This window comes from Butyrivibrio proteoclasticus P6B7 (assembly GCF_000622085.1).
GTDB classification, from domain to species: domain Bacteria; phylum Bacillota; class Clostridia; order Lachnospirales; family Lachnospiraceae; genus Butyrivibrio; species Butyrivibrio proteoclasticus_A.
In genome coordinates this window covers 1-21,178 of sequence record NZ_KK211397.1, presented here as the reverse complement: position 1 = coordinate 21,178, position 21,178 = coordinate 1, and the positions used below count along the sequence as shown (strand labels likewise).

The window sequence follows — 21,178 nt, the reverse complement described above, 5'->3', positions numbered from 1 at the left end:
AGCCATCTATACCCTCTCGCCAAGAATTTCTGAGGGGTACAAAACGCAAAAACAGCCATTTGTACCCTCGTGCCCAGGCGAAGGTCACAGAATCTCATGCCACACATTTACAGCTGCTCATAGATCTAGAGTCTGAGGTCCTACACAGCCACCCGACTGGGCTTGTCCTTGAGGCGCGTAGATCACGGGCGCTACAATGAATCAAGCGATGGCGCCACTCTTCAGCTGCTCATGAGTCTGTCGCCATCGGTGAAAACGTGCAAGCGTCCTGATCTACGCGGGTCAAGGATGGCGTCCTGGGCCACTACCCTTCCTACAAGCTTATTTCCCCATAGCAAGAATAAGCATAAACATGGCAGTAATCAGCAAGAATACCTTGTCGAAATCGCATTATAATTACATTCATAGAGCATATTCACATTAAAGCATGCAAAGAATAGACTAATTACACACTACTTCTGCAAACATGTTTATGTATAAGCATCCAAAAACATATACATCAATCCAGCACGACATCAAAGGGGAGGACACAATGACCACAATTAACCCACTCACAAGATTAGATTACCCAGATCCAGATATCATCAGGGTTGGAGACACCTACTACATGGTAAGTACCACAATGTACTTCATGCCAGGCTGTGAGATCCTGAGCTCCTACGACCTTGTTCACTGGGAGCACGCATCCTACGTATACGACACCCTGGACAGCACGCCAGCTCAGAGGCTGGAAAGCAAAGAGAACATCTACGGTCAGGGCATGTGGGCAGCAAGCCTTCGCTACTACGACGGCTTCTTCTACGTTTGCTTCGTGTGCAATGACACTCACAGAACCTACCTCTATACATCAAGGGACATCAATGGTCCTTGGCAAAAGAGCTATATCGATGGTTTCTATCACGATAACTCTATACTCTTTGATGATGACGGAAGAATTTACATAGTTTCAGGAAACAGACAGCTCCACTTAAACGAGCTATGCGTAAGCTACGGAGAGAATGGTCATCCTACTCTGGCCCCTAAGGAAGACGGTCTTAACAGGATAATCCTTAAGGACACCGAGGATGCTCCCCTTGGCTACGAAGGCTCCCATTTCTACAAACTAAACGGCAAGTACTATCTCTTTGTTATAGGAATTCCTAAAGATACAGGAAAGCGCACCGAGAGCTGCTTTGTGGCTGACGAGCCAGAGGGCCCATACATTGGTAAGAAAGTAATGGATGATGACAGAGGCTACAGAAGAAGCGGCGTTGCCCAGGGCGGCATCGTTGATACTCCTGAAGGCAAGTGGTTCTCCATCCTATTCCAGGACAGCGGCTCAGTTGGCCGTATCCCTGTGCTCATGCCTGTAGAGTTCAAGGAAACCGCTGAATACGGCCTATTCCCTGTATTTGGTGATGAAGGCGTAATCCCTGCAGAGTTTGATACAACCAGCACCAAAGAAGGCCACACCTACATTCCTCTCGTACAGAGCGATAACTTCAAGGATTCCACTGATGGCAACGCAGAACACACCAATGACAGCTTTGGTTTCAAGAGCTGCTGGCAGTTTAACCACGAACCTGACATTTCTCTTGTAAAAAGAAATCCAGAAAAAGGCACAGTTACTATAACCACAGGGGAAACCGTAACAAATCTTGTACAGGCTAGGAACACCCTCACACAGAGAACAATGTTCCCAGGCTGCGTGGGCTCTGTAACCCTTGATGGCTCTAATCTTAAGGAAGGAGACTACGCAGGACTTAGCATCCTCCTTAGTTCCTACGGCTACATTGCCATGACTAAGAGAAATGGCGATTACTATCTTGTTATGTCCAAAAGAGAAATCACCACAGGCGGCTTCTGGGGTGAAAGGCACGATGACGAAGCTCCTGAAGAGATAGAATCGGTTAAGCTCGATAGCCCAGTAGTTACGCTCCGCTGCGACATCTGCTTTGATGAAAAGGCAAAAGAAAAAGCGGATACCAGAAAGATTCTGATTCCGCTTAGTGATGACACCGCAGTATTTAGTTATAGCAATGGCGCAGATTTTACCCAGCTTGGCTGTCAGCATAAGCTACAGTTTAAGCTTGACCACTTCACCGGCGCCCGCTTTGGACTATTCATGTACAGTACCAAGGAAGCCGGCGGCAGCGCCACATTTTCTAACTTTGTATATGACACATTAGACTAAATCACAAAATCAAACTCTCAGCCAGATCCACAAGCTCCTTTCTTCTGTCATTCAGAAGAAGGAGCTTATTATATTTGTAATAAGCCTCATTTCCAGTTTCACGCACAAACTTAAGACTGTAATAAGCCTTGGAAAGCTCAGTTAAGAAGATCACCATCTCCTGGCTTCCAGAAAGAGACTGCTCATCCCCAAACACAGCCTCAACAAACTCAAAGCTGTTGGTAAGATGCCTGTCGTAGATCTTGATATCCTCCTGACGACCTGCCTCTCTTTCATTAAACCACTTCTTAACAAGAGCCACAGTGTTGGCATTATCCCCATTCTTGTCAGCTTTTTCAGACTTCTCACCATTTGCAACATCCGCATTTCCAACTCCCTGCTCTGCCACATATGTCTTGCAGTCATCAAGAGCTGCAATCACAAGTCTTTGTGTGGTCTCACTTTCCTTGTCCAAAAGACCTGCTTCCTTCTCCTTAGTCAATTTCTCAGAGAGTTCAGCTCTTTTACCATCTGCCCAGTCTGTAAACTGCGGACCTGCCCCACTTACAAACTCCTTCACAGCTTCAAAAAGCAACTTCTGAACTCCTTGCATTTTGGCATAGGACTCAAACTCCTGCATGAGCTTATCTGTTAAAAGGCCGATAATACTAAGCTTTTCGTCAAAAGAGCCATCGCGAATTGCCTTTTTATCGTCAGGAAATCTACCTTCCAATATATCAGGTATCTTATACAGTTCATTGTATCTGCAATATAATTCATAGTAGGTTGCAAAATCTCTTGCAATTTCTTTGTTCTGAAGATACTGAACCGCAAGATTCTCATCAACCGGAATTCCAAGCTTCTCGCACACAAGCATGGTTCTGGAAAGGTCCTCCCAGCCTCTTGCTGTTACAAAGCTTCTGCCATCCACAGTAGTTTCGATTTTATAGAAATTATCCTTCTTGATCTCCAGGTATGCCAGAATAGCACCGTGAACTCTGGCCTTGTAGGCATATTCCTTCCAGGCATCAAAGTCTTCCTCAATATTGATCTGCCTTACACGGTCCAGGGTAACAATATCAAACTCCCTTACAGACTTGTTGTACTGAGGAGGATTGCCTGCGGTAACAATGATGTACCCCTCAGGAAGTCTGTGGCTTCCAAAGGTCTTGTACTGCAGGAACTGAAGCATGGTAGGTGCAAGGGTCTCTGAAACGCAGTTGATCTCATCCAGGAAAAGAATTCCCTCTTTTATCCCAGACTTCTCGATCTGCTCGTAGACTGCACCTATGATCTCACTCATGGTGTACTCTGTAACAGAGTATTTCTTTCCGCCAAACTCCTTCTCAGAAATCATGGGAAGTCCAATGGCGCTCTGCCTTGTATGATGGGTAATGGTGTAGGAAACAAGGCTGATCCCCAGTTCATGGGCAATCTGCTCCATAACCGCAGTCTTACCGATTCCGGGAGGTCCCATCAAAAGGATAGGTCTTTGCTTCTCCACAGGAATCTCATACTGTCCCGCCTCGTCCTTCTCAAGATATGTTCTTACGGCGTTCTTAACTTCCTCTTTAGCCTGATCAATGTTCATCTTACATTCCTCGCTACTGCAATCACTTCATTGCCATATCATCTGCGACTTCTGCGCTAGTTTACATCACTTCATCATCCACCCTATACATATAGCTTTATAGCCCAGTCTGGCACATTTTCGTCCTCGTATTCCCCATTCTCAGGGAACACAAAGGCTGTATCATAGGTGGTTACCTTCTCGGGATAGGTCCCATATCCATCAGTAAAATATATAAGTCCCTTGAGATTTTCAAAGGCTCCTTCTGCCTTAAGTTTATCCACATATTCAAACACCGGTCTGAAGTCCGTTCCGTAGCCGCCCTCCACATGGATTCCATCAGCATACTTCTTCATATCAGCAACTTCCGTGATAAGCTCGTCCCTCTGAATCTGGTTATCGCACTCTATCACATGGATCTTGATCCTTTGAAAAAAGCTGTCTCCTGTAAGAAGAATCCTGGCAGTCTCATTAAGAAACACCTGAACCAGCTCATCTTTACAGGACGCGGAAGTATCTATGGCAATCACCAGCTCCTGAACCTTCTTAACCTCCCGGAACTCGTTCTCCTCAATAAGAGGCATGTTGCCATAATGCTCAATTCCAAAGGAATACATTCCATAGTCGAAGCTATCAAGATCAATGCCGCCCTCTTCCTTAAGAACCTTAAATCTCTCTAAGAACTTGCGGTAATCCGTCCTTGAAGTATTAAAGAACTTAAGAGTCCAGCGAAGCTTACCCAGCTTGTCACTGGCCTTGCTTCCTATGGTCTCTATCTCTGTCTGAAGCCTCTTGGCCTCCTTATCCCAGTCTTTTTCCTTATTCTGGATCTGCTTAAGGCGCCTTGGGTTTATATACTTTTCTTTCTTCTTACCGTTATCTTCACTGTCATTGCCGCTATCCGGCGGTGTCATATCATCATCAAGTGGCGGCATTTCCTTATCTTTATCCTCATTACTCTGATCCTCATCAGCAGGATTATCAGATAGTCTCTGCCAGAAGCCATGGTCATCAAGCTTAAACTCCCGCTCCAGCTTCTCGTATTCAAGCTCCTCCAGCTCCCTCTCCTCAGAAAAGTAACGATACAGCTTTTCCACCGTCAAAGTCTTAAGGGCAGATTCAAGCTCTTTTACCCATCTGTCACGGAAATCAGAGGACACGCGGTAAATGCTCTGATAGTCCATAGTGTCCAAAAGAGATTCCACCACAATATCCGCACACAGGTCAAAGAGCCGCACATCCTCATATCTTGCAGAGGTGTACATATGCCTGAAAATGCAGTGAAGAAGCATGTGTATGTAGGTCCTATTCAGCTTCCCTGGCTCCTCCACGTAAAGTCTCAGAATATATGAAGGATTAAACCTTATGGAAACTGCATCCGTACCAACAGTAGTGGTGCTCAGATCCATCTCATACAAAAGAGAATTCAAAGCACCACCAAAAAATCTCATATCCATATAAAGCTCTGTTCTGGAGGCCTGCAAAACAGCTTTGCCTGCGGAGTCCAGTTCCAGCTTCTTTGTGCTTGCACCAATTACTTCCATGGACAGCTCTCCATTTCCGTTATAAAGAAATAAGCCCCTTAATATCCAAAAGCTCATCCACCCTTGCGTAGAGGCACTTCTTAAGCTCCTCATCAGGCTCAGTTAAGTCCGGAACCATGACCACGTTGCAGCCTGCACCGTAAGCGCTTCTTACGCCATTAGGTGAATCCTCCACAGCTATGGTCTTATCAGGAGAAAGAGCTAACTCTTTACAGGCAAAGGCGTAGATCTCAGGGGATGGCTTTCCCTCTTTTACCATGCTGGCGCAGATGATCTTATCAAAGTATTCAAAAAGACCTATCTTCTTAAGGTAGCGTTCTGTACGCTCGTAGTCATTGGCTGTGGCAAGAGCAGTGAGAATGCCGTTCTCACGAAGCCATGTAAGGATCTCCACAGCGCCCTTTTTAAGAGGAATGCCGTGCTTACTGATAACCTCTTCCACCAGACTTTTTCTGTATTCCCTCACCTGATTGTAGTCAAATTCCTCGCCAAACCACTCCTTGAACTTAAGTGGTGCAAAGGGTCTTCCAAGACTCCTTAGCTCCAGAGGCATGTAAGGCTCCATCTTATAGCCAAAATGGGCCGCAGCCTTGGGCCAGCACTCCTGGTAATATTTCTCTGTATCTGTCAAAGTGCCGTCAAGATCAAAGATGACGGCCTCAATCTTCTTATCTAAACTCATAAAAATCCTATACCTACAACTCAAAGCTAAACTCAGAAGCTCTCGCAGTCTTCCTTGCATCCATCAGCACCGGAACAACCTTAGTATATTTCTTATCCACAGCAAACTGAGTTCCCTGGCTAAGTGCACCGTCTGAAATAAGGTAAGCTCCCTCTGCATCGCAAAGAGCCAGCACCTTAGTCAGCTTATCCATAGCCTCAGCAGAATCCTGGGCTTCTGTAATTAGTTCTTTTACAATATCCACGTCCCAGCGCTTAACGTAGGAACAGTATTTATCTCTGGCAGCCTCCGACAGCTCCACAGGATACAGGAGCCTTCCCAGGGCAATCTCCTGGGAGACACCGCTTCCGTCCACGTTGGCAGCTTTAAAAAGAGAATCATACTCCCTGTAGTCTATGCGTCTTCTGTCCACACACTCTCTGTAGGCATAGCCTGAGCCCGCAATAGAGAATTGAATAGTCCTGGCCATGGTGTTCTCGTTAAAGTCATACACAAACTCAGGGAAGGTCAGATAGGCATCGCCACCACTTTGATGAAGCAGGAAATGAAGCCTTTTATCGCTGTCAGCCAGGAAGTTTCTGACCACCTCGTACCAGCTATCCCTGACAGTAAGCTCTATCAGCTTAAGATTGTCGCACTGCCTGCAGACGCCGTCGTAATAGTCCTGAAGACTGTCAAAAAGAACTATCTTTTCAAGATTCTTACAGTTGTGAAATGCAAAACCCCTGAGGATCTTGATAGATCCAGGCAAAATGACGCTGGTAATGTCGTCTCTTCCAGAAAAGGCGTGGTTACCAATGCTTTTAACTGGCAGACCATCAATTTCCTCTGGAATAGACAGTTCTTTTACCATTCCATCATAGCCCGTTATCTCTGCGTACTGGGATCCGGTTTTATCAGTAATTATCTCGTATCTAAGCATTTGTTAATTCTAAAGCCCTTAAAGCTTACCTTTAGTCATGATTGTAATAGGCTGATCCACGATATCGATGGTGGTTGAGCTTGCACTTCCGCCAAACTCTCCATCCAGGGTCCACTCTATCTCTTCCTCAGATTCAAACTCCACATGGTGAACCTGCTTGAAGGTGATGTATGGATTATCCACAGTCTTCATGGCCAGAGCAGAGATAATGGCATTAAACTCGGCCAGGTTCTTAGGAGTGTGGATAAGTACCAGCTCCATCTTGCCGTCGTTAAGCCTTACATCTGCATTTCCAAAGAGGTTCATGCCTCCAATTGAAGCGTTGTTACAAACTGCGCCAAAGATATAATCGTCCTCTTCCTCTACTCCATCAGCATTGATCCTGATGTGGGAGCTATAGCCAATGTTCTGAGGAAGCTCAGAAATAGCGCTGATAACATAGGCTGCGTAGCCCAGAACGTTCTTAAGATCCTGATCTGTAGCATAGCTAACCTTGGAAAAGGCGCCAAAGGCAGCCACATAGTTGAAATACTTGCCATTCATCTTGCCAAGATCGTAAGAAAAAGGAACTCCTCCTACAGCATCCTCAATGGCCTTACTTCTGACTGAGGATACACCGATTCCCTTGGCGAAATCGTTGGTACTTCCTGATGGAAGGTAGGCTACTCTTGGTTTCTTCTTCATGTTCATAATAGCGTTGACCACGTGATTAAGGGTTCCATCGCCGCCACTACACATGATCAGATCTACCTTGCCATCGTAATGACCTATGAGGCCTTCTGATGTCAGATCAGTCCCAGGTATTATTGGATAAACAACTGGCTCGTATCCGTTCTCTGCCAGTCTAGTTACTATATTAAGCGTGTCGTTTCCCGCTTTTCCAGTTCCAGAAGTCTTGTTTATAAGAACAAGAGCTCTTTTCTTCATGCAATCACTTCCTTACGTAGGTTCTATAAGTATAGGTAATATCGAAATATACCTGCTCTTCGCTTTCATCCTTAAGCTCCCACTCCGGGTCCTTGTCCAGGTTAGGGAAATAGGTGTCAGCTTCGTATTCCTTGTCGATAAAGGTTACGATGGCGGTGTCACAAAGATCTAAAAACTCCCTGTAAACGCTCTCTCCGCCGATGATATAAACCTCATCACTGTCAAGATCAGAGATAAGATCCAGAAGCTCCTGTCTGCTGTGGACAACAGCTGCATCCTTAACTCTGTAATCCTGCTTGGTTGAAAGGATTATGTTGTTGCGCTTAGGAAGAACCACGCGCTGTGGAAAGGTCTCCAGAGTCTTTCTTCCATAAACGATTGTCTTATTGATGGTCTCATTTCTAAAGTTCTTCTGGTCGGCAGGGATGCTGACAAGGAGCTGTCCCTTGTTGCCGATAGCCCAGTTACTGTCTACTGCTACTATTGCTTTCATGCTGTCTCCTTTTTAGATAGCGATTGGAATATCTTTAAGCTGTTCACCGGCAACTTCGTAGCCCTCAAGGGATACGTCGTTTCTTGTGAACTGATAGAAATCGTGAATATCAGGATTAAGGTGGAACTTAGGTGCTGGAAGTGGCTTCCTTTCGATAAGTTCCTTAATAAGAGGCACATGCCTGTCGTAAATATGGGCATCTGCTATTACGTGAACCAGTTCTCCCACGTTCATATCGCAAACCTGAGCCAGCATATGAACAAGAACCGCATACTGAACAACGTTCCAGTTGTTAGCTGCTAAAACGTCCTGAGATCTCTGATTGAGGATGGCATTAAGTGTGAGCTTATCCTCGCCCTTCTTCTGTGTAACATTGTATGTAACGCTGTATGCACATGGATACAGGTTCATCTCGTGAAGATCAGAAAAGACATAGGTATTAGTCATGATACGACGGCTGAATGGATTATTCTTAAGGTCGTAGATAACTCTGTCAATCTGGTCAAACTCTCCCTCTTTGTATAAGCTCTTTTGACCAATCTGATAGCCATAGGCCTTACCGATTGATCCTGTCTCATCAGCCCATTCATCCCAAATGTGGCTGTTAAGGTCGTTGATGTTGTTACTCTTTTGCTGATAGATCCAAAGGACCTCATCTGTGGCGCTCTTAAGCGCTGTCTTTCTAAGAGTCATGATTGGGAATTCTTTGGAAAGATCGTATCTATTTACAACTCCGAATTTCTTGATAGTATAAGCTGGTGTTCCGTCAGGCCAGTGTGGTCTAACCTTTTCTCCCTCTGTAGAAGTGCCATTTTCAAGGATATCCTTACACATATCAATAAAGATTTCGTCTGCTCGTGACATATATCTCCCTCCTCCTTGTAGCTTTTTTACCACTTCTTAGTATAGCATGAAGAACCAATATATAGGCACACAGATTTATTTCACAATTTCTTCATAGAAAAAAAGGGCGATTTTTGGTAGAATGTTGATAACTGATTATTTTTAAGGAGATTTTTAACATGTATATTAAGTCATATGGAAAAAGAGCTGCAGCTTCTATTATCTGCGCTGCTTCTATTTTTGCAGTTGCTGCATGTAGCTCTACACCAGCTGATGATGTAGAACCTTCACAGGAACTTTCTGTTGAGAATGTTGATTCTAATGACGCATCAACCAACGGCACTACAGAGGAGGCTGCTACAGATGAGCCTTATGTACTTCCAGAGGGAATGTATTTCAGCGAGCTTACAGGTGAGCCTATAAGCGAGGAGATCAAGGACCAGCGTCCTATCGCAGCAATGGTAGATAACGAGATTACTGCTCTTCCTCACTTTGGAACTTCTGAAGCAGACGTTGTTTACGAGCTTATGAACAGTACTCTTAACGACCGTATCACAAGACTTATGTGTGTTGTTAAGGACTGGGGCAAGATTGAGCAGCTCGGAAGTATCCGTAGTACACGTCCAACCAATATCATGCTTGCTGCTGAATGGAACGCAGTTCTTTGCCATGATGGTGGCCCTTACTACAACGACCAGTACTTTACACAGGCTTGGTCAGCTCATTTCTCAGGAACTTTCTCACGTATCAACAACGGTAAGGCCAGAGAGTTCACTGAGTACATCGTAAGCGGAGACCTTGAGGACAACTTCAACAACTACGCTAACAACCCAGCTTACTCCACAACTTACAACGAGTACGCTAACGAAGGCAGCCACTTCAACTTCGTTGACTATGGCACAACACTTAATCTTGATGAGAAGTATGATAGAACATACACAGCTAACAAGCTTTCACTTCCATTCTTCCACAACTCATCACAGCTTGTTTACAACACTGAGACAGGTGAGTATGAGTATTACGAGTATGGTGAGCGTCACGAGGATGACGAGGATGGCGAGCCACTTAGCTTCAAGAATGTAATCCTTCAGAAGTGCTCTTTCACACAGCTTGATGAGCACGGATATCTTATTTACAACTGTATCGGTTCTGGTGAGTACGCTTGGTACATCACAAACGGCGTAGCTAAGGACGTTACATGGGTTAAGACAAGCGAGACTGACGTTACAAGATATTATGATGAGAACGGCGAAGAGCTTCAGATCAACACTGGTAAGACATATATAGCTCTTATCCCAGACGACACATGGGAGCGTATCATCTTCGAGTAAGGACATTACACCATGAATTATACAAACCTTCGCAAACTTAATGGCAACACACTTAAGGTAATTGCTATGGTGATCATGCTTATAGATCACATCGGAGCAGGCCTGTTATACTTTGCCATTAAGCTGAGGGTGTATCATTGTGGTCTTCCTTACAACACTATGGTTCTTATTTATAGAATCACCAGAGATATCGGAAGGAGTGCCTTCCCTATCTTCTGTTTCCTCATAGTAGAGGGTTTTAAACACACACACAGCAGACTAAGATACACTCTTAGTCTGCTTCTTTTTGGCTTTATTTCTGAGATTCCCTTTGATACTATAGGCTTCAAAAAGGACGTTTTCAACATCAATCTGATCGAAGCACTAAGCGCCAACCGTAGCACTTTGTTTGATCATTGTAATGTCTTTTTCACTCTCCTTCTTGGTCTTCTGGCCATCTGGGGATTTGAAGCCCTTTATAAGCTCCTTAATATCAAGGTAATCCCTGAGATAATAAGAAACGTCTTAAGTCTTGTTCCAGGGCTTATATGCGCTCTTATTGCCTATGTTATAAAGAGCGATTACTCCTACCGCGGAGTATTTCTTATTATGATTTTCTATCTCTTTAGTAACATTCCACTTCTTGGATCCCTATTTGGGTATATCACCATGTGTACCATTTCAGAATCAGAGATTTTTGCTCTTCCAGGATTTCTTTTACCCTATCTGTACAATAATAAACAGGGTAGAAAGCTTGGCAGGCTTAAATACCTGTTCTACGCTTTCTACCCTGTTCATATATTCCTTATCTATCTGATACGATGCCTGTTATACGGCTGATCAATATCAACTATACCCCGATAAGAAATACCCTCCCATAGTTAGTTAAGTGACTCATCAACCAGATTGGCCATAGCCTTCTGTGCGCTCTCAATATCTGTGGTTGATATGGTGTAGTTCTGAATGATATTAGTATCAAAGGTTATCATACTATCCTCACCAGCCACAACCTCAGTGAATTCTGTGTATCCCTTATCCTTATCTCCAATAAGAACATACACCTTCTCACCTGGTGCGATATCAACATCCACCATGACAGTGGCTCTTGATGTAAGAATAGCCTTTGTTGAAAACTTTATCTCATATGTGCCAGGATAAAAGCCATCCTGATTCTTGGTAACTGTGCCTGAAATAGGCATTATCTCGCCGTCTTTAAGAATAGTAACTCTCTGAGTAAGTACTCCGATTTCTCTGCCAGGAACACCACTGTTACTCTGATCTCTCTTATCTCCAAGAACATCAGCATTACTATTCATATACTCTGCCAAAGCATTCTGAACCTCATCATAGGAAACATCGCTCTCAACAATGCTCTTGTTACTGCCATTATTCCTATAAAGAAGAATTCCCGCAACAGTAATACATACAATAAGCACAAAACCAAGAACAATACTCAAACCTTTTCTTGTTCTAGTCATAAGCCTCTATTTTAAACTCCTAAAAAATAGCTTGTTCACAAAACTCACTAAATTTTATCACACTTTGGACACAATTTTCAATGGCTTAGTTTATAAAAATTTAATAATTCCCAAATTACTTTCTCCAGGTCTTAGGTTTGATAACCACGAAAAGTGGCAACAGTTCTAGTCTACCAGCCAACATATCAAACATAAGTACAAGCTTGGACAATACTGAAAATTCAGAATAGTTTCCAGCAGGTCCAACCATGCCAAGACCAGGTCCGATATTGTTAAGTGTCGCTGCTACTGAAGTTACAGTGGTCTGGAAATCGAAATTGTCCAGAGCAACGATGATTGTTGAAACAATAAAGGTTATAACATAAATTCCAAGGTAAGCAGTTACTGACTTAACTGTGGTGCCATCAACTGTGTGCTTGTCCATGTAGACTCTTTTTACAGCCTTAGGATGAACGATGTAGTTCAGCTCGTTTCTGGCATTTCTCACGATGATAAGTACTCTTGAGAACTTAAATCCACCACCTGTGGAACCTGCGCAGGCTCCCGTCAGCGACAGTATACACAGGATCATCTTGGAAAAGGTAGGCCACTTGTCGAAGTCCAGAGTTCCAAATCCTGTTGTGGTCATAACTGAAGTAACTGAGAACAACGCATGGTGGAAACACATCTGGGCACTGTCAAGAATGCCTGCTCTGTAGATATTAACAGCGATAAGTCCCGCTGCAACCAGCATTGTTCCAAAATAGTACTTGACCTCCTCAATAGCAAAAGCCTCCTTAGGCTTGCGGTTTAAGAGGAAATAGTAAACTGTAAAGTTAACTCCGCAAAGGGCCATGAATACTATGATTATAGCCTGGCTCACAGTGGAGTAATTGCCCATACCAGCGTCATTAACAGCAAATCCGCCGGTTCCTACTGTGGAAAAAGAAATAGTGATGGCATCATATAGTGGAAGTCCGGAAATCTTAAGAAGTGCCATCTCAACCAGTGTGATTCCAAGGTAGATAAGGTACAGGATCTTAGCTGTATCCTTAACCTTAGGAACAAACTTACCTACAACTGGTCCCGGGCTTTCTGCCCTCATAAGATGGATGCTGTAACCGTCTGAATTCCTTACTACTGCCAGAAGGAATACAAGAACGCCCATACCTCCGATCCAGTGAGTAAAGGTTCTCCAGAACTGTACGCTCTTCTCAACGCCGTCAACGGAGGTAAGAATACTTCCTCCTGTGGTGGTAAAACCTGATATAGTCTCAAAAAGAGCGTCGATGTAATTAGGGATAGTTCCTGTAAGAACGAAAGGTATTGCACCAAGCATACTCATAACAACCCAGGCAACTGCAGTAATCGCAAAGCCTTCCTTGGCATAGAGCACCTGATTAGCAGGCTTTTTAAAAGAGCCAAGATATCCCACGATAAACATCACAAGAATCAAAATAAAGAACGTTTCTGCACTATCATATTCTTTGTAGATTAACCCTACGACAAAAGGCAGTATCAAAAGTGCAGCCATGATACGCATAAGTCTGAACAGGGTATATCTGATCATCCCGTAATTCATCTTAATTCTCCAATATATCCTTAATATCTTTAAGTCCCGCAAGGGTTGTAACTACGATAACAGAGTCTCTCTCCCTGATCACAGTATCACCACTTGGGGTAATGATCTCGCCGTAATGGTTAATGCAGGCGATGATGATGCCCTTCTTGATCTTAAGCTCAGAAAGAGGTATTCCAATAGCCTTGCAGTTGGCGCCAACGATGAACTCAAGGGCCTCAACCCTCTCATCATCCAGCTTGTAAAGAGCCTCGATATTGCTATCAAGGGAAGCTGATCTGCCACGTACGAACTGAACAATTCTGTCCGCAGTAATATTCTTAGGATAAATGATACTTCCGATATTCAAAGAACCAATGATCTCGCCGTAGTTAACGCGGTGAACCTTGGTAATAAGCTTAGCCTTAGGATTGATGCTCTTTACATACATAGAGAGCATGATATTCTCTTCATCAAGGTTAGTGAGGGATACAAAGGACTCTACGCTTGTAACGCCCTCTTCAAGGAGCATATCCTTGTCTGTTCCGTCACCGTTGATGATAAGAGCCTGTGGTAAAAGATCTGACAATTCCTTGCACCTTTGAGCATCTCTTTCAAAGATTGTGACCTTAATGCCAAATGCGATAAGCTGCTTAGCCAGGTAGTAGGCTGTCTCGCCGCCACCGATAATAATTGTGGAATGAACCTTGGCTGTAGGCATTCCAAGCTTTTTAATAAAGCTAAGTGTATTCTTACCAGATCCAAGAATTGTAATCTCGTCTCCAGCTCTAAGTACAAAGTTACCATCAGGGATATAGGTCTCACTGCCTCTTGAAACAACGGCAATGACTACCTGTTTCTTCAGATCCTGAGGAATATCTCTAAGGGCCTTGTCACAAAGTCTTGATTTCTCATCAATAACGAATTTAACAAGCTCAGCTCTTCCTCTGGCAAAGGTCTCAATCTTGGTTGCGTAAGGGAACTTGAGAAGTCTCTCAGCTTCGCCTGCTGCAGCCTCTTCAGGATTGATTACCATTGAAAGACCAAGCTCTTCCTTGATGAAGTTGATCTCTTTTTTATAAATAGGATTACGTACTCTTGCGATAGTATGGCAGTTACCGGCTTTCTTAGCTATAAGACAGCACAGGAGATTCAGCTCGTCTGAATCTGTAACAGCCACCATAAGATCTGAGCTCTCGATTCCAGCGTCCTTCATGATTGAATAGCTGGCGCCATTGCCAACAATTCCCATAACATCATAATTGTTAACAACCGCCTGAACGACAGTGCTCTTTTCATCTATGACAGTTATATTATGACCTTCCTTGCTAAGCTGCTGAGTAATAGTCTGACCTACATTTCCGCAGCCAACAATAATAATGTTCATAGTTGCCTCCATGATTATATACTACTGTTTTATTATATTTTCTTAGGTGGTTTAAATCAACCGCCCCGAAATACCCATTCTATCATGTTTTATGATTTTTTAATACATATTTACTGCGTAATTCATTGTATTATAGGCACCATAATCGTACAATTACTATGTCGGCGCGGATTGACGCTGGTTACCTTTCTCAAGGAGTGGAATCCAATGCTCAAACATCTTGTCATTTACGCAAGTGAAACTGGCAATACCAAGAAGCTTGCCCATGAAATATATAGCTCCCTCCCTGTACCTTTAAAGGACAAGGAAATTGTTGATGTGCGCACCTGGCATGGCCAGTTTGATGCAGAGAACTACTTTGTGGGCTTCTGGTCCAACAGAGGTTCCTGTTCTCTAGAGATTATCGACATTCTTTCATCACTTCATGATAAGAATGTCGCACTTTTTGGAACCTGTGGCATGGGAAATACCGATGAATACTTCAAATCCCTTGAGCAGAATGCCAGGGTTTGGATTTCGGACGATAATTATTTCGTTGATTCCTATTTTTGCCAGGGTAAGATGCCTCCTGAGGTTCGTGATAAATACGAATCCTACAGAGGTCTGTGCGAAGACTCCAAGCTGGATATGATGCTTAACTTCTACAATGATGCCCTAGAGCACCCTAATCGCCATGATCTTCTCAATGCAAGGCTCTTTGTTGATAATTGCCTTACCAGGATAAAAGAGCTGGATCTTGCATTTGTATAAAATCATAGTAATAATTTGTGTTACCCAAAATAAAAACCAAGATTTTAAGCTTTTATAGCTTTGAAATCTTGGTCCTTTTTGTTTTATCTAATTTATTGCAAAACGGTCAGTTATTATCTGACATGGATGGTGGCTGCACTTTTTTCAAAGGCTTCGATGCAGTCGTCATCTTCAGCTCGCTGATAGGTTACGGTGAACATTCTGTACTTGGAAAGAAGAATGTAAACTGTCTGATATACTCTCTCCTGGCCTGATGCCTGATAATTGGCCTCAATCTTAAAGCCCGGGTAACCATCTATTGTTATATTCTCATAGGATGTCACTGTAAATCCCACATCCTCGCCAAACTGTGTATTGTAGGCATTTGAAATGGTCTCCTGATAAATCTCTTTTGTCATATTAAGAGAATCATCGATTATCTCAAGCTCCCCAGACTCCTCTTCCTGCTGCCTTTCTCTGTTGGTCAGCACCACATCCTTTCCATTGTCAAAATAGTCAAAGAATATGGATGAAGACTCCATAGGATTATTCTTATTGATAAAAAGACCTTTCTCAGCACAGGGAACAAACTCTGAAGGAATAACAAAGGTGCAGGATTTAGCCTCCTTAAGTTCATCCTCTGCCAGGGCCTTCATTGGCTTTGAAGAAAGTACGCCTGCCACCAGTGAAAGTGCCAGTGCCAAAGATATTCCAATTACATTAATAGTTCTTTTCATAAATACCTACCTGATACATTTAATTCAAATCATAATAGTCCAGATCTACAGTGGTGTCTAACCACTGATCATTCTAAACTCAGCTCGAATACATCAAACCAGTATCTCTCCATCAAGAAGCTCCCCTTATTCTCAAAGGTAATTCCGTAGGCGTCATTCCACTCCTGAAGTATAACTTCGCGGGAGTTAAAACTTCCAAGGAAAAGAACTCTCTTCCCAGAATCCACGAAATTGTAAACATCCACTGGATCCTCGATTGTGGCAAGGCCGCTGACGGTCTCGTTAATCAAAGCCTCTGGAGAATTGAGATACAGATAAACCTTATGATTATCTGTCTGGTCATCATTTAAATAGTATGCCATAAGTGCCTGGGCCTGGTCAAAGTTACTGATGATAATTGTGTCATCATCTATGGATCTAAAGAGCTTAAGAGTTTCAGTCATGTTGACCTCTCTGTACTCTTCGTTGCCGATAAAGGCTCTGTAATCAGTGATTCCGATGCTTGCCATGTAAATGGTCATCACAAGGGCCACTGAAATGATAGCTCTTTTTACCAAAGTATCTCTCTTCTGCTCAAGGGCCTTTCCTATCATGATGGCTATGGAAAGCCAGAAACAGCCAAAGGCAGGAATCATGTATCTGTTGACGAACACTGGTCTAATAAGCCATGAAGCCACAAGGCCGCCTAATATCAGCAGCGGAAGTACCAGAAACGCCATGATGCACTGGTGTTTTGTCAGCTTGTCATCCCAGCCCTTAAAGAAAGTCCAGGCAGCAAGGGCTACTGTAAAGATTATCATCATCACCGCAGCGAACATCTGCATGCTTTTCTCTGTGTAGTATGGGGTAAAGATGTATTTGGCTGCGCTTAAAAAGCTACGTAGCCCCACAGGCTGAATCCAGTAATTATTCTTAACTGTGCTGATCTGCTTGGACAGTGCAAAAAGCCATGGCACGTAGGCTATAACTGTAAGGTTCATGGCGATCACTACAGATGCCAGCACTTTGAAGTTGATCTTGATGTGCTCCTTCATTGCTTTGAGATAAAAGAGAACCATCCAGACAATAAGCAGGAAGTAGATGATGCCAACGCTCATTCCAGCGTAGTAGTGGCTATAGAAGGCCGCTACGCCAAAGAGGAACAGTCCAAGAGAATTCTTGATATCCCACTTGGTGTTACCTGCATCTGTCATGCTCTTCATAAGTCCAAAGCCATGCAAAAGAGCTGCTGTCACAAACAGGACAGCAAAGCTGTACATTCTGATCTCTGTGGTGTACTCCGGCATCTGAGGCATTGTGAGAATCGCAAAGCTAAAGATACCTGATGCAATGAATCCAAAGTTCTTTCTGATGTATGTAAGGCTGTAGATGATCAGAATAGCAAAGGGAATGCAGCTTGTGAGCTTGGCGATGGTCTCAATCGGAAGCCCTGTTCCACCAAGGAGAAGGTACATGCCTCTTAAAAGTATGTAGTAAAGAGGCGGGTGAACGTCCCTGGCTGTGAGGCCTACAAGTTCTGAGACAGTTCTTTTGGCAAATTCTATGGAAAAGAGCTCGTCGTACCAAATATCCACTGAGAAAGCCAGGATAATGCCTCTTATCAGGTAGTAGATGGCCATCAGGTAGAAAATGCCGCCTACTATCTTGTCTTTATGCTGTTTAAGGATTGTTTTAAAATCTGATTCCATTTATATAAAACTCCGGATTCCAATAGAAATGACTCAAAAATACAGTACGATTGTTCCAATTGTCATGATATAAAACACTGAGACTCTTGGCAACTATCTATTGGGCTTTTTCATCCTGAACCCATCTCCTCTATATCCTTATAAGCTTTCTTAATGATTTCAAAATTCCTTATAGTCATCCTTATTTGGACAATTTCTATAATCATCAATTAGCTCATTCAACATATCTATGTCCATTTCAAAGATGCCGATATCCTGATACTTGTCGTAATGATCTTTAGAATAATTTCTCAAACATGATATTAAATCTAGAGTGTGACCCGTTCCAACATAACTATACCAGAGTACAAAATCCGCTATGTTCTTAGGCTGATTTAGCACTCGAAGTTTGCCTTTTTCATCATATTCACTTGATAAATAGTCTTCGATGTCATGAATTGTAACTTCAGCTGCATCAGGGTTATTGTCTTCGTATACAGCTATGTGCAAAGTCAGAAGATTAACATCAACATAACTGAAATCACGGTATTCTAAAGAACTTTCAATTCCAAATGCATTATTATCATGTTTATACAATTGAGCGATCTGTTTTCTCTGCTCTATTCCCTCTTTCCTGGATTTTTCTTTGAGTATCTCTTTTATCTGGTGACCATTCAAAATCACTAGGGCTATTATGGGAAGAGTAAGGAATATCGCTAGTATTCTTATTTTCTTATTCATGTTCAAATTTCTTTATTCTTCAGCCACTTTAACTAATGCAACTCCATCGTGAAAATCTGTAGCTTCTAAAAACACTGGTTCCAAAAGCCATGTTCCATCCGAATTAATGTATCCCCACAATCCGCTTTCTATCTGCACTGTCGCATGGCCATCTTTCCCCATAGGTGATGCCTTTCTGAATTGTGCTTCAAAAACAACACTGCCTTCCTGATCAATAAATCCTTTTAATCCACCCTGCTGGATACGAGCAAAGCCATTGCAAAAGAGATCACTTTCTATTGGATAAATATAATCTGTTATAAGTTTTCCAGACTTGTCCATATATGCATAGAAGTTATTATCTCCCAACACTTTAGCAAAACCTTCGTTAAACAAACTGCTTTTACCACAGTCCATTACTTTTTGCCCAGTATGATCTATGTAAAAGGACTCTCCATTATTGCGCACTATAGCAAGCCCATCAGAGAAATCAGTTGCATACTCATATATTGGATCAATAACAAATTCTCCATTTGTATCAATATAGCCATTTGTGCCATCGTCTAACTCCACAACAGCTATGCCTTCACAAAAATCTGACATTGATTTATATATAGGGTCTACAACCACATCGCCATTCTCTCTAAATAGGCCATATTTACCGTCCTCCGATTGAACTCTGACTAATCCATTTTCATCAACAGGCCATACATATTTGTAGATTGGCTCAATCAATACTTCATCTTTCATATTTACCAATCCATATTTCAAGCAATCTTCTCCATCAGAAAAAGGCACTGCATCTGCATAGTTGTAACTATCACAATATATATACTTGTCGCTCGGAACTTTATAGATCACCTTGCCGTCATCATTAAGAATATACTCCGCAAAAGAACCTCTATCCTTTCGTGGTACTGTATTGTTAATGATAGTATATATATCATCCGCCGTAGTCTTATACTTCACCTTTCCTGAAGTATCAACCAAAAGCAAATATTCATGATAAAACAAGCTACCTGGTTTCCATCTGTTTTCAACAAGAACAGTTGCTAATCCATTTTCCGAAAAGCCAGTTCTTATCTCTTTGTAGCCTTTTTTGTTAATATGATTTCCATTTTCATCTATTATGTAGCAATTGCCATCTGTATAACTGAACTTGTAGCCTGTAAAAAGAGCTAACATAAGAATGGTTATACAGGCAGATATTATAATAATTCTCTTATTCATCAATAATTCTCTATCTTTACATCATTGATGCCAGTCACATTTACAACTTTCGTAATTGCAACTGGCACAAGCTTTATAGTCCTATAAAAGTTTTATTGGTCATCTTTAGCTTTTTCAACTAAAGGAAGAATCTCCTGAAGTTCTTCAATACTATAGGTTTCATAGTCATGACTATCGTAGCCATTTTGACTTAAGAATCCTGCTATATCAGCTATAAATAGTGTTACCTTCTTGGAGCCATCCTTTTCAGACCACCACTCAATATAATCACTTATTGATTCAGGTTGCGAATATATCATCAAAGTACCATCATACGCGTATTCCTTACTTAGATAGTCAACTACTTCCTGAATGGTCAATTCACTATTGGGCTCATCCATGGAATATCTGTATAAGGAAACAAATAACAGTTTCAGATCCAATTCATTGGCACCAATATATGTCTGTATTTTGTCATCATTATTGTTTCCTAGTCCAAATGCCTTATTCTGCCATTTGTACATGGTCTGTAGCTGATATTCGCTATCGGCCTTTTTCCTATTGGCGTTTATACAGTACAGCACAGTAATAGACAAGATGACAATTGCAATAATACCAAATACTATTAAAATTCCGTTTTTCTTCATTGCTATAAAATCCTTTTTATCGGTACTCAGATTTTATGGTATTTCAACTAAATTCACGCCATTATAATATCCATAAACAGTTTTATATTTTGGTTCGATAACCCATTCGCCTTTATTATCCACAAAACCGAATAAATCATTTTCATCTTTTGCTGATGCAAGTCCATTATCAGAAAAATCACCGAGAAGTTTAAAAGATGGTTCTATCGCAAAATTACCACTATAATCTATACATCCATAAAGCCCATCTATTTCAACAGATGCATATCCGTTTTCAAACTCGGTAGCAAAATCAAATATATAATCTGTCAATGCTTTTCCACTTTTATCGAAATACGCATATTTTCTATCATCATTTCTTACAACAGTAAAGCCTTCAGAAAAAATATATCCATCAATATCTATTACTTCTGTTCCTTTAGTATCTATAAAAAAGGATCTTCCATCTACATAAACTGGTGCAACACCATCGGTAAAACCGATAGCAGAGTCATATATCTCTGAAATAACAATATCTCCATTTATATCTATATAACCATATTTCCCATTCTTACCTTTAACAACAGCTAATCCATCTTTTGAAAACGAACTTGCACCATAGAACTTTGGCTCAATTATCACTTC

Annotated in this window: 20 protein-coding genes; 4 read left to right on the top strand and 16 right to left on the bottom strand. The window is 42.2% G+C overall.

All coding sequences use genetic code 11. The features are described from left to right. The first annotated feature begins 532 nt into the window (after positions 1-532). Positions 533-2,173, top strand: a complete 1,641-nt coding sequence (locus T541_RS0117835) for a glycoside hydrolase 43 family protein (protein ID WP_026653932.1) — start codon at positions 533-535, stop codon at positions 2,171-2,173. A 1-nt stretch (position 2,174) separates the two neighbouring features. Here the strand turns inward: T541_RS0117835 and T541_RS0117830 are convergent, their stop codons facing one another. The 7 genes from T541_RS0117830 to thyA form a co-directional block, all read right to left on the bottom strand. Beyond that, positions 2,175-3,743: an ATP-binding protein gene (locus tag T541_RS0117830; protein WP_026653931.1), complete on the bottom strand. Its 1,569-nt coding sequence runs from the start codon at positions 3,741-3,743 to the stop codon at positions 2,175-2,177. Positions 3,744-3,826: 83 nt separating this feature from the next. Beyond that, the gene (locus tag T541_RS0117825; RefSeq protein ID WP_026653930.1) at positions 3,827-5,266 is read right to left on the bottom strand and encodes a VWA-like domain-containing protein; all 1,440 of its coding nucleotides are present in this window, start codon (positions 5,264-5,266) and stop codon (positions 3,827-3,829) included. Between the two features lie 19 nt (positions 5,267-5,285). Further along, the gene (locus tag T541_RS0117820; RefSeq protein WP_034467964.1) at positions 5,286-5,948 is read right to left on the bottom strand and encodes an HAD family hydrolase; all 663 of its coding nucleotides are present in this window, start codon (positions 5,946-5,948) and stop codon (positions 5,286-5,288) included. 13 nt (positions 5,949-5,961) lie between these two features. Next, positions 5,962-6,870, bottom strand: a complete 909-nt coding sequence (locus T541_RS20305) for a leucine-rich repeat protein (protein ID WP_051538347.1) — start codon at positions 6,868-6,870, stop codon at positions 5,962-5,964. A gap of 18 nt (positions 6,871-6,888) precedes the next feature. Continuing rightward, positions 6,889-7,797 (bottom strand): diacylglycerol/lipid kinase family protein, encoded by a 909-nt coding sequence (locus T541_RS0117810; RefSeq protein ID WP_026653928.1) that lies wholly within the window; start codon positions 7,795-7,797, stop codon positions 6,889-6,891. 4 nt (positions 7,798-7,801) lie between these two features. After that, positions 7,802-8,290, bottom strand: a complete 489-nt coding sequence (locus tag T541_RS0117805) for a dihydrofolate reductase (protein WP_026653926.1) — start codon at positions 8,288-8,290, stop codon at positions 7,802-7,804. A 12-nt stretch (positions 8,291-8,302) separates the two neighbouring features. Then, positions 8,303-9,154, bottom strand: a complete 852-nt coding sequence (gene thyA / locus T541_RS0117800) for a thymidylate synthase (protein ID WP_026653925.1) — start codon at positions 9,152-9,154, stop codon at positions 8,303-8,305. A 158-nt stretch (positions 9,155-9,312) separates the two neighbouring features. Here thyA and T541_RS0117795 point away from each other — a divergent pair, with 158 nt between their 5' ends. Together T541_RS0117795 and T541_RS0117790 are read left to right on the top strand one after the other, a co-directional pair. Then, on the top strand, positions 9,313-10,464 hold the full coding sequence (locus T541_RS0117795; RefSeq protein ID WP_026653924.1) for a DUF3048 domain-containing protein: 1,152 nt from the start codon (positions 9,313-9,315) through the stop codon (positions 10,462-10,464). A gap of 12 nt (positions 10,465-10,476) precedes the next feature. Next, positions 10,477-11,283 carry a TraX family protein gene (locus T541_RS0117790; RefSeq protein ID WP_026653923.1) on the top strand — a complete coding sequence of 269 codons (807 nt, stop codon included), beginning with the start codon at positions 10,477-10,479 and terminating at the stop codon, positions 11,281-11,283. A 41-nt stretch (positions 11,284-11,324) separates the two neighbouring features. Here T541_RS0117790 and T541_RS0117785 read toward each other — a convergent pair whose 3' ends face one another. From T541_RS0117785 to trkA, 3 genes are all read right to left on the bottom strand, one after another. Beyond that, positions 11,325-11,921 (bottom strand): hypothetical protein, encoded by a 597-nt coding sequence (locus T541_RS0117785; RefSeq protein WP_026653922.1) that lies wholly within the window; start codon positions 11,919-11,921, stop codon positions 11,325-11,327. A gap of 115 nt (positions 11,922-12,036) precedes the next feature. After that, positions 12,037-13,482, bottom strand: a complete 1,446-nt coding sequence (locus T541_RS0117780; protein WP_026653920.1) for a TrkH family potassium uptake protein — start codon at positions 13,480-13,482, stop codon at positions 12,037-12,039. Between the two features lies 1 nt (position 13,483). Continuing rightward, the gene (gene trkA, locus T541_RS0117775) at positions 13,484-14,845 is read right to left on the bottom strand and encodes a Trk system potassium transporter TrkA (RefSeq protein WP_026653919.1); all 1,362 of its coding nucleotides are present in this window, start codon (positions 14,843-14,845) and stop codon (positions 13,484-13,486) included. 207 nt (positions 14,846-15,052) lie between these two features. Between trkA and T541_RS0117770 the strand changes: the two genes are divergently transcribed. Beyond that, on the top strand, positions 15,053-15,595 hold the full coding sequence (locus tag T541_RS0117770; protein ID WP_026653918.1) for a flavodoxin family protein: 543 nt from the start codon (positions 15,053-15,055) through the stop codon (positions 15,593-15,595). 113 nt (positions 15,596-15,708) lie between these two features. On the opposite strand, the gene T541_RS0117765 is transcribed toward T541_RS0117770, so the two are convergent. The 6 genes from T541_RS0117765 to T541_RS0117740 form a co-directional block, all read right to left on the bottom strand. Continuing rightward, on the bottom strand, positions 15,709-16,311 hold the full coding sequence (locus T541_RS0117765) for a hypothetical protein (RefSeq protein WP_026653917.1): 603 nt from the start codon (positions 16,309-16,311) through the stop codon (positions 15,709-15,711). Positions 16,312-16,379: 68 nt separating this feature from the next. Next, positions 16,380-17,999 (bottom strand): glycosyltransferase family 39 protein, encoded by a 1,620-nt coding sequence (locus T541_RS0117760; protein WP_026653916.1) that lies wholly within the window; start codon positions 17,997-17,999, stop codon positions 16,380-16,382. 159 nt (positions 18,000-18,158) lie between these two features. Further along, the gene (locus T541_RS0117755) at positions 18,159-18,719 is read right to left on the bottom strand and encodes a hypothetical protein (protein WP_026653914.1); all 561 of its coding nucleotides are present in this window, start codon (positions 18,717-18,719) and stop codon (positions 18,159-18,161) included. Between the two features lie 12 nt (positions 18,720-18,731). Continuing rightward, a complete protein-coding gene (locus tag T541_RS20950) occupies positions 18,732-19,928 on the bottom strand; it encodes a WG repeat-containing protein (RefSeq protein WP_026653913.1) in 1,197 nt (398 codons plus the stop codon). Between the two features lie 92 nt (positions 19,929-20,020). Next, positions 20,021-20,554 carry a hypothetical protein gene (locus T541_RS0117745; RefSeq protein WP_026653912.1) on the bottom strand — a complete coding sequence of 178 codons (534 nt, stop codon included), beginning with the start codon at positions 20,552-20,554 and terminating at the stop codon, positions 20,021-20,023. Between the two features lie 33 nt (positions 20,555-20,587). Continuing rightward, on the bottom strand, positions 20,588-21,178 hold a 591-nt coding region (locus T541_RS0117740; protein WP_026653911.1), incomplete at its 5' end, for a WG repeat-containing protein.

Excerpts from the sequence above, each read along its gene's own strand:
- T541_RS0117805 (WP_026653926.1), bottom strand. The coding sequence starts at position 8,290 with ATGAAAGCAATAGTAGCAGTAGACAGTAACTGGGCTATCGGCAACAAG.
- T541_RS0117745 (WP_026653912.1), bottom strand. The coding sequence starts at position 20,554 with ATGAAGAAAAACGGAATTTTAATAGTATTTGGTATTATTGCAATTGTC.
- T541_RS0117810 (WP_026653928.1), bottom strand. The coding sequence starts at position 7,797 with ATGAAGAAAAGAGCTCTTGTTCTTATAAACAAGACTTCTGGAACTGGA.
- T541_RS0117760 (WP_026653916.1), bottom strand. The coding sequence starts at position 17,999 with ATGGAATCAGATTTTAAAACAATCCTTAAACAGCATAAAGACAAGATA.
- T541_RS0117785 (WP_026653922.1), bottom strand. The coding sequence starts at position 11,921 with ATGACTAGAACAAGAAAAGGTTTGAGTATTGTTCTTGGTTTTGTGCTT.
- T541_RS20950 (WP_026653913.1), bottom strand. The coding sequence starts at position 19,928 with ATGAATAAGAGAATTATTATAATATCTGCCTGTATAACCATTCTTATG.
- T541_RS0117825 (WP_026653930.1), bottom strand. The coding sequence starts at position 5,266 with ATGGAAGTAATTGGTGCAAGCACAAAGAAGCTGGAACTGGACTCCGCA.
- thyA (WP_026653925.1), bottom strand. The coding sequence starts at position 9,154 with ATGTCACGAGCAGACGAAATCTTTATTGATATGTGTAAGGATATCCTT.
- T541_RS0117795 (WP_026653924.1), top strand. The coding sequence starts at position 9,313 with ATGTATATTAAGTCATATGGAAAAAGAGCTGCAGCTTCTATTATCTGC.
- T541_RS0117765 (WP_026653917.1), bottom strand. The coding sequence starts at position 16,311 with ATGAAAAGAACTATTAATGTAATTGGAATATCTTTGGCACTGGCACTT.
- T541_RS0117820 (WP_034467964.1), bottom strand. The coding sequence starts at position 5,948 with ATGAGTTTAGATAAGAAGATTGAGGCCGTCATCTTTGATCTTGACGGC.
- T541_RS0117780 (WP_026653920.1), bottom strand. The coding sequence starts at position 13,482 with ATGAATTACGGGATGATCAGATATACCCTGTTCAGACTTATGCGTATC.
- T541_RS0117835 (WP_026653932.1), top strand. The coding sequence starts at position 533 with ATGACCACAATTAACCCACTCACAAGATTAGATTACCCAGATCCAGAT.
- T541_RS0117790 (WP_026653923.1), top strand. The coding sequence starts at position 10,477 with ATGAATTATACAAACCTTCGCAAACTTAATGGCAACACACTTAAGGTA.
- T541_RS0117830 (WP_026653931.1), bottom strand. The coding sequence starts at position 3,743 with ATGAACATTGATCAGGCTAAAGAGGAAGTTAAGAACGCCGTAAGAACA.
- T541_RS0117755 (WP_026653914.1), bottom strand. The coding sequence starts at position 18,719 with ATGAATAAGAAAATAAGAATACTAGCGATATTCCTTACTCTTCCCATA.
- trkA (WP_026653919.1), bottom strand. The coding sequence starts at position 14,845 with ATGAACATTATTATTGTTGGCTGCGGAAATGTAGGTCAGACTATTACT.
- T541_RS0117770 (WP_026653918.1), top strand. The coding sequence starts at position 15,053 with ATGCTCAAACATCTTGTCATTTACGCAAGTGAAACTGGCAATACCAAG.
- T541_RS20305 (WP_051538347.1), bottom strand. The coding sequence starts at position 6,870 with ATGCTTAGATACGAGATAATTACTGATAAAACCGGATCCCAGTACGCA.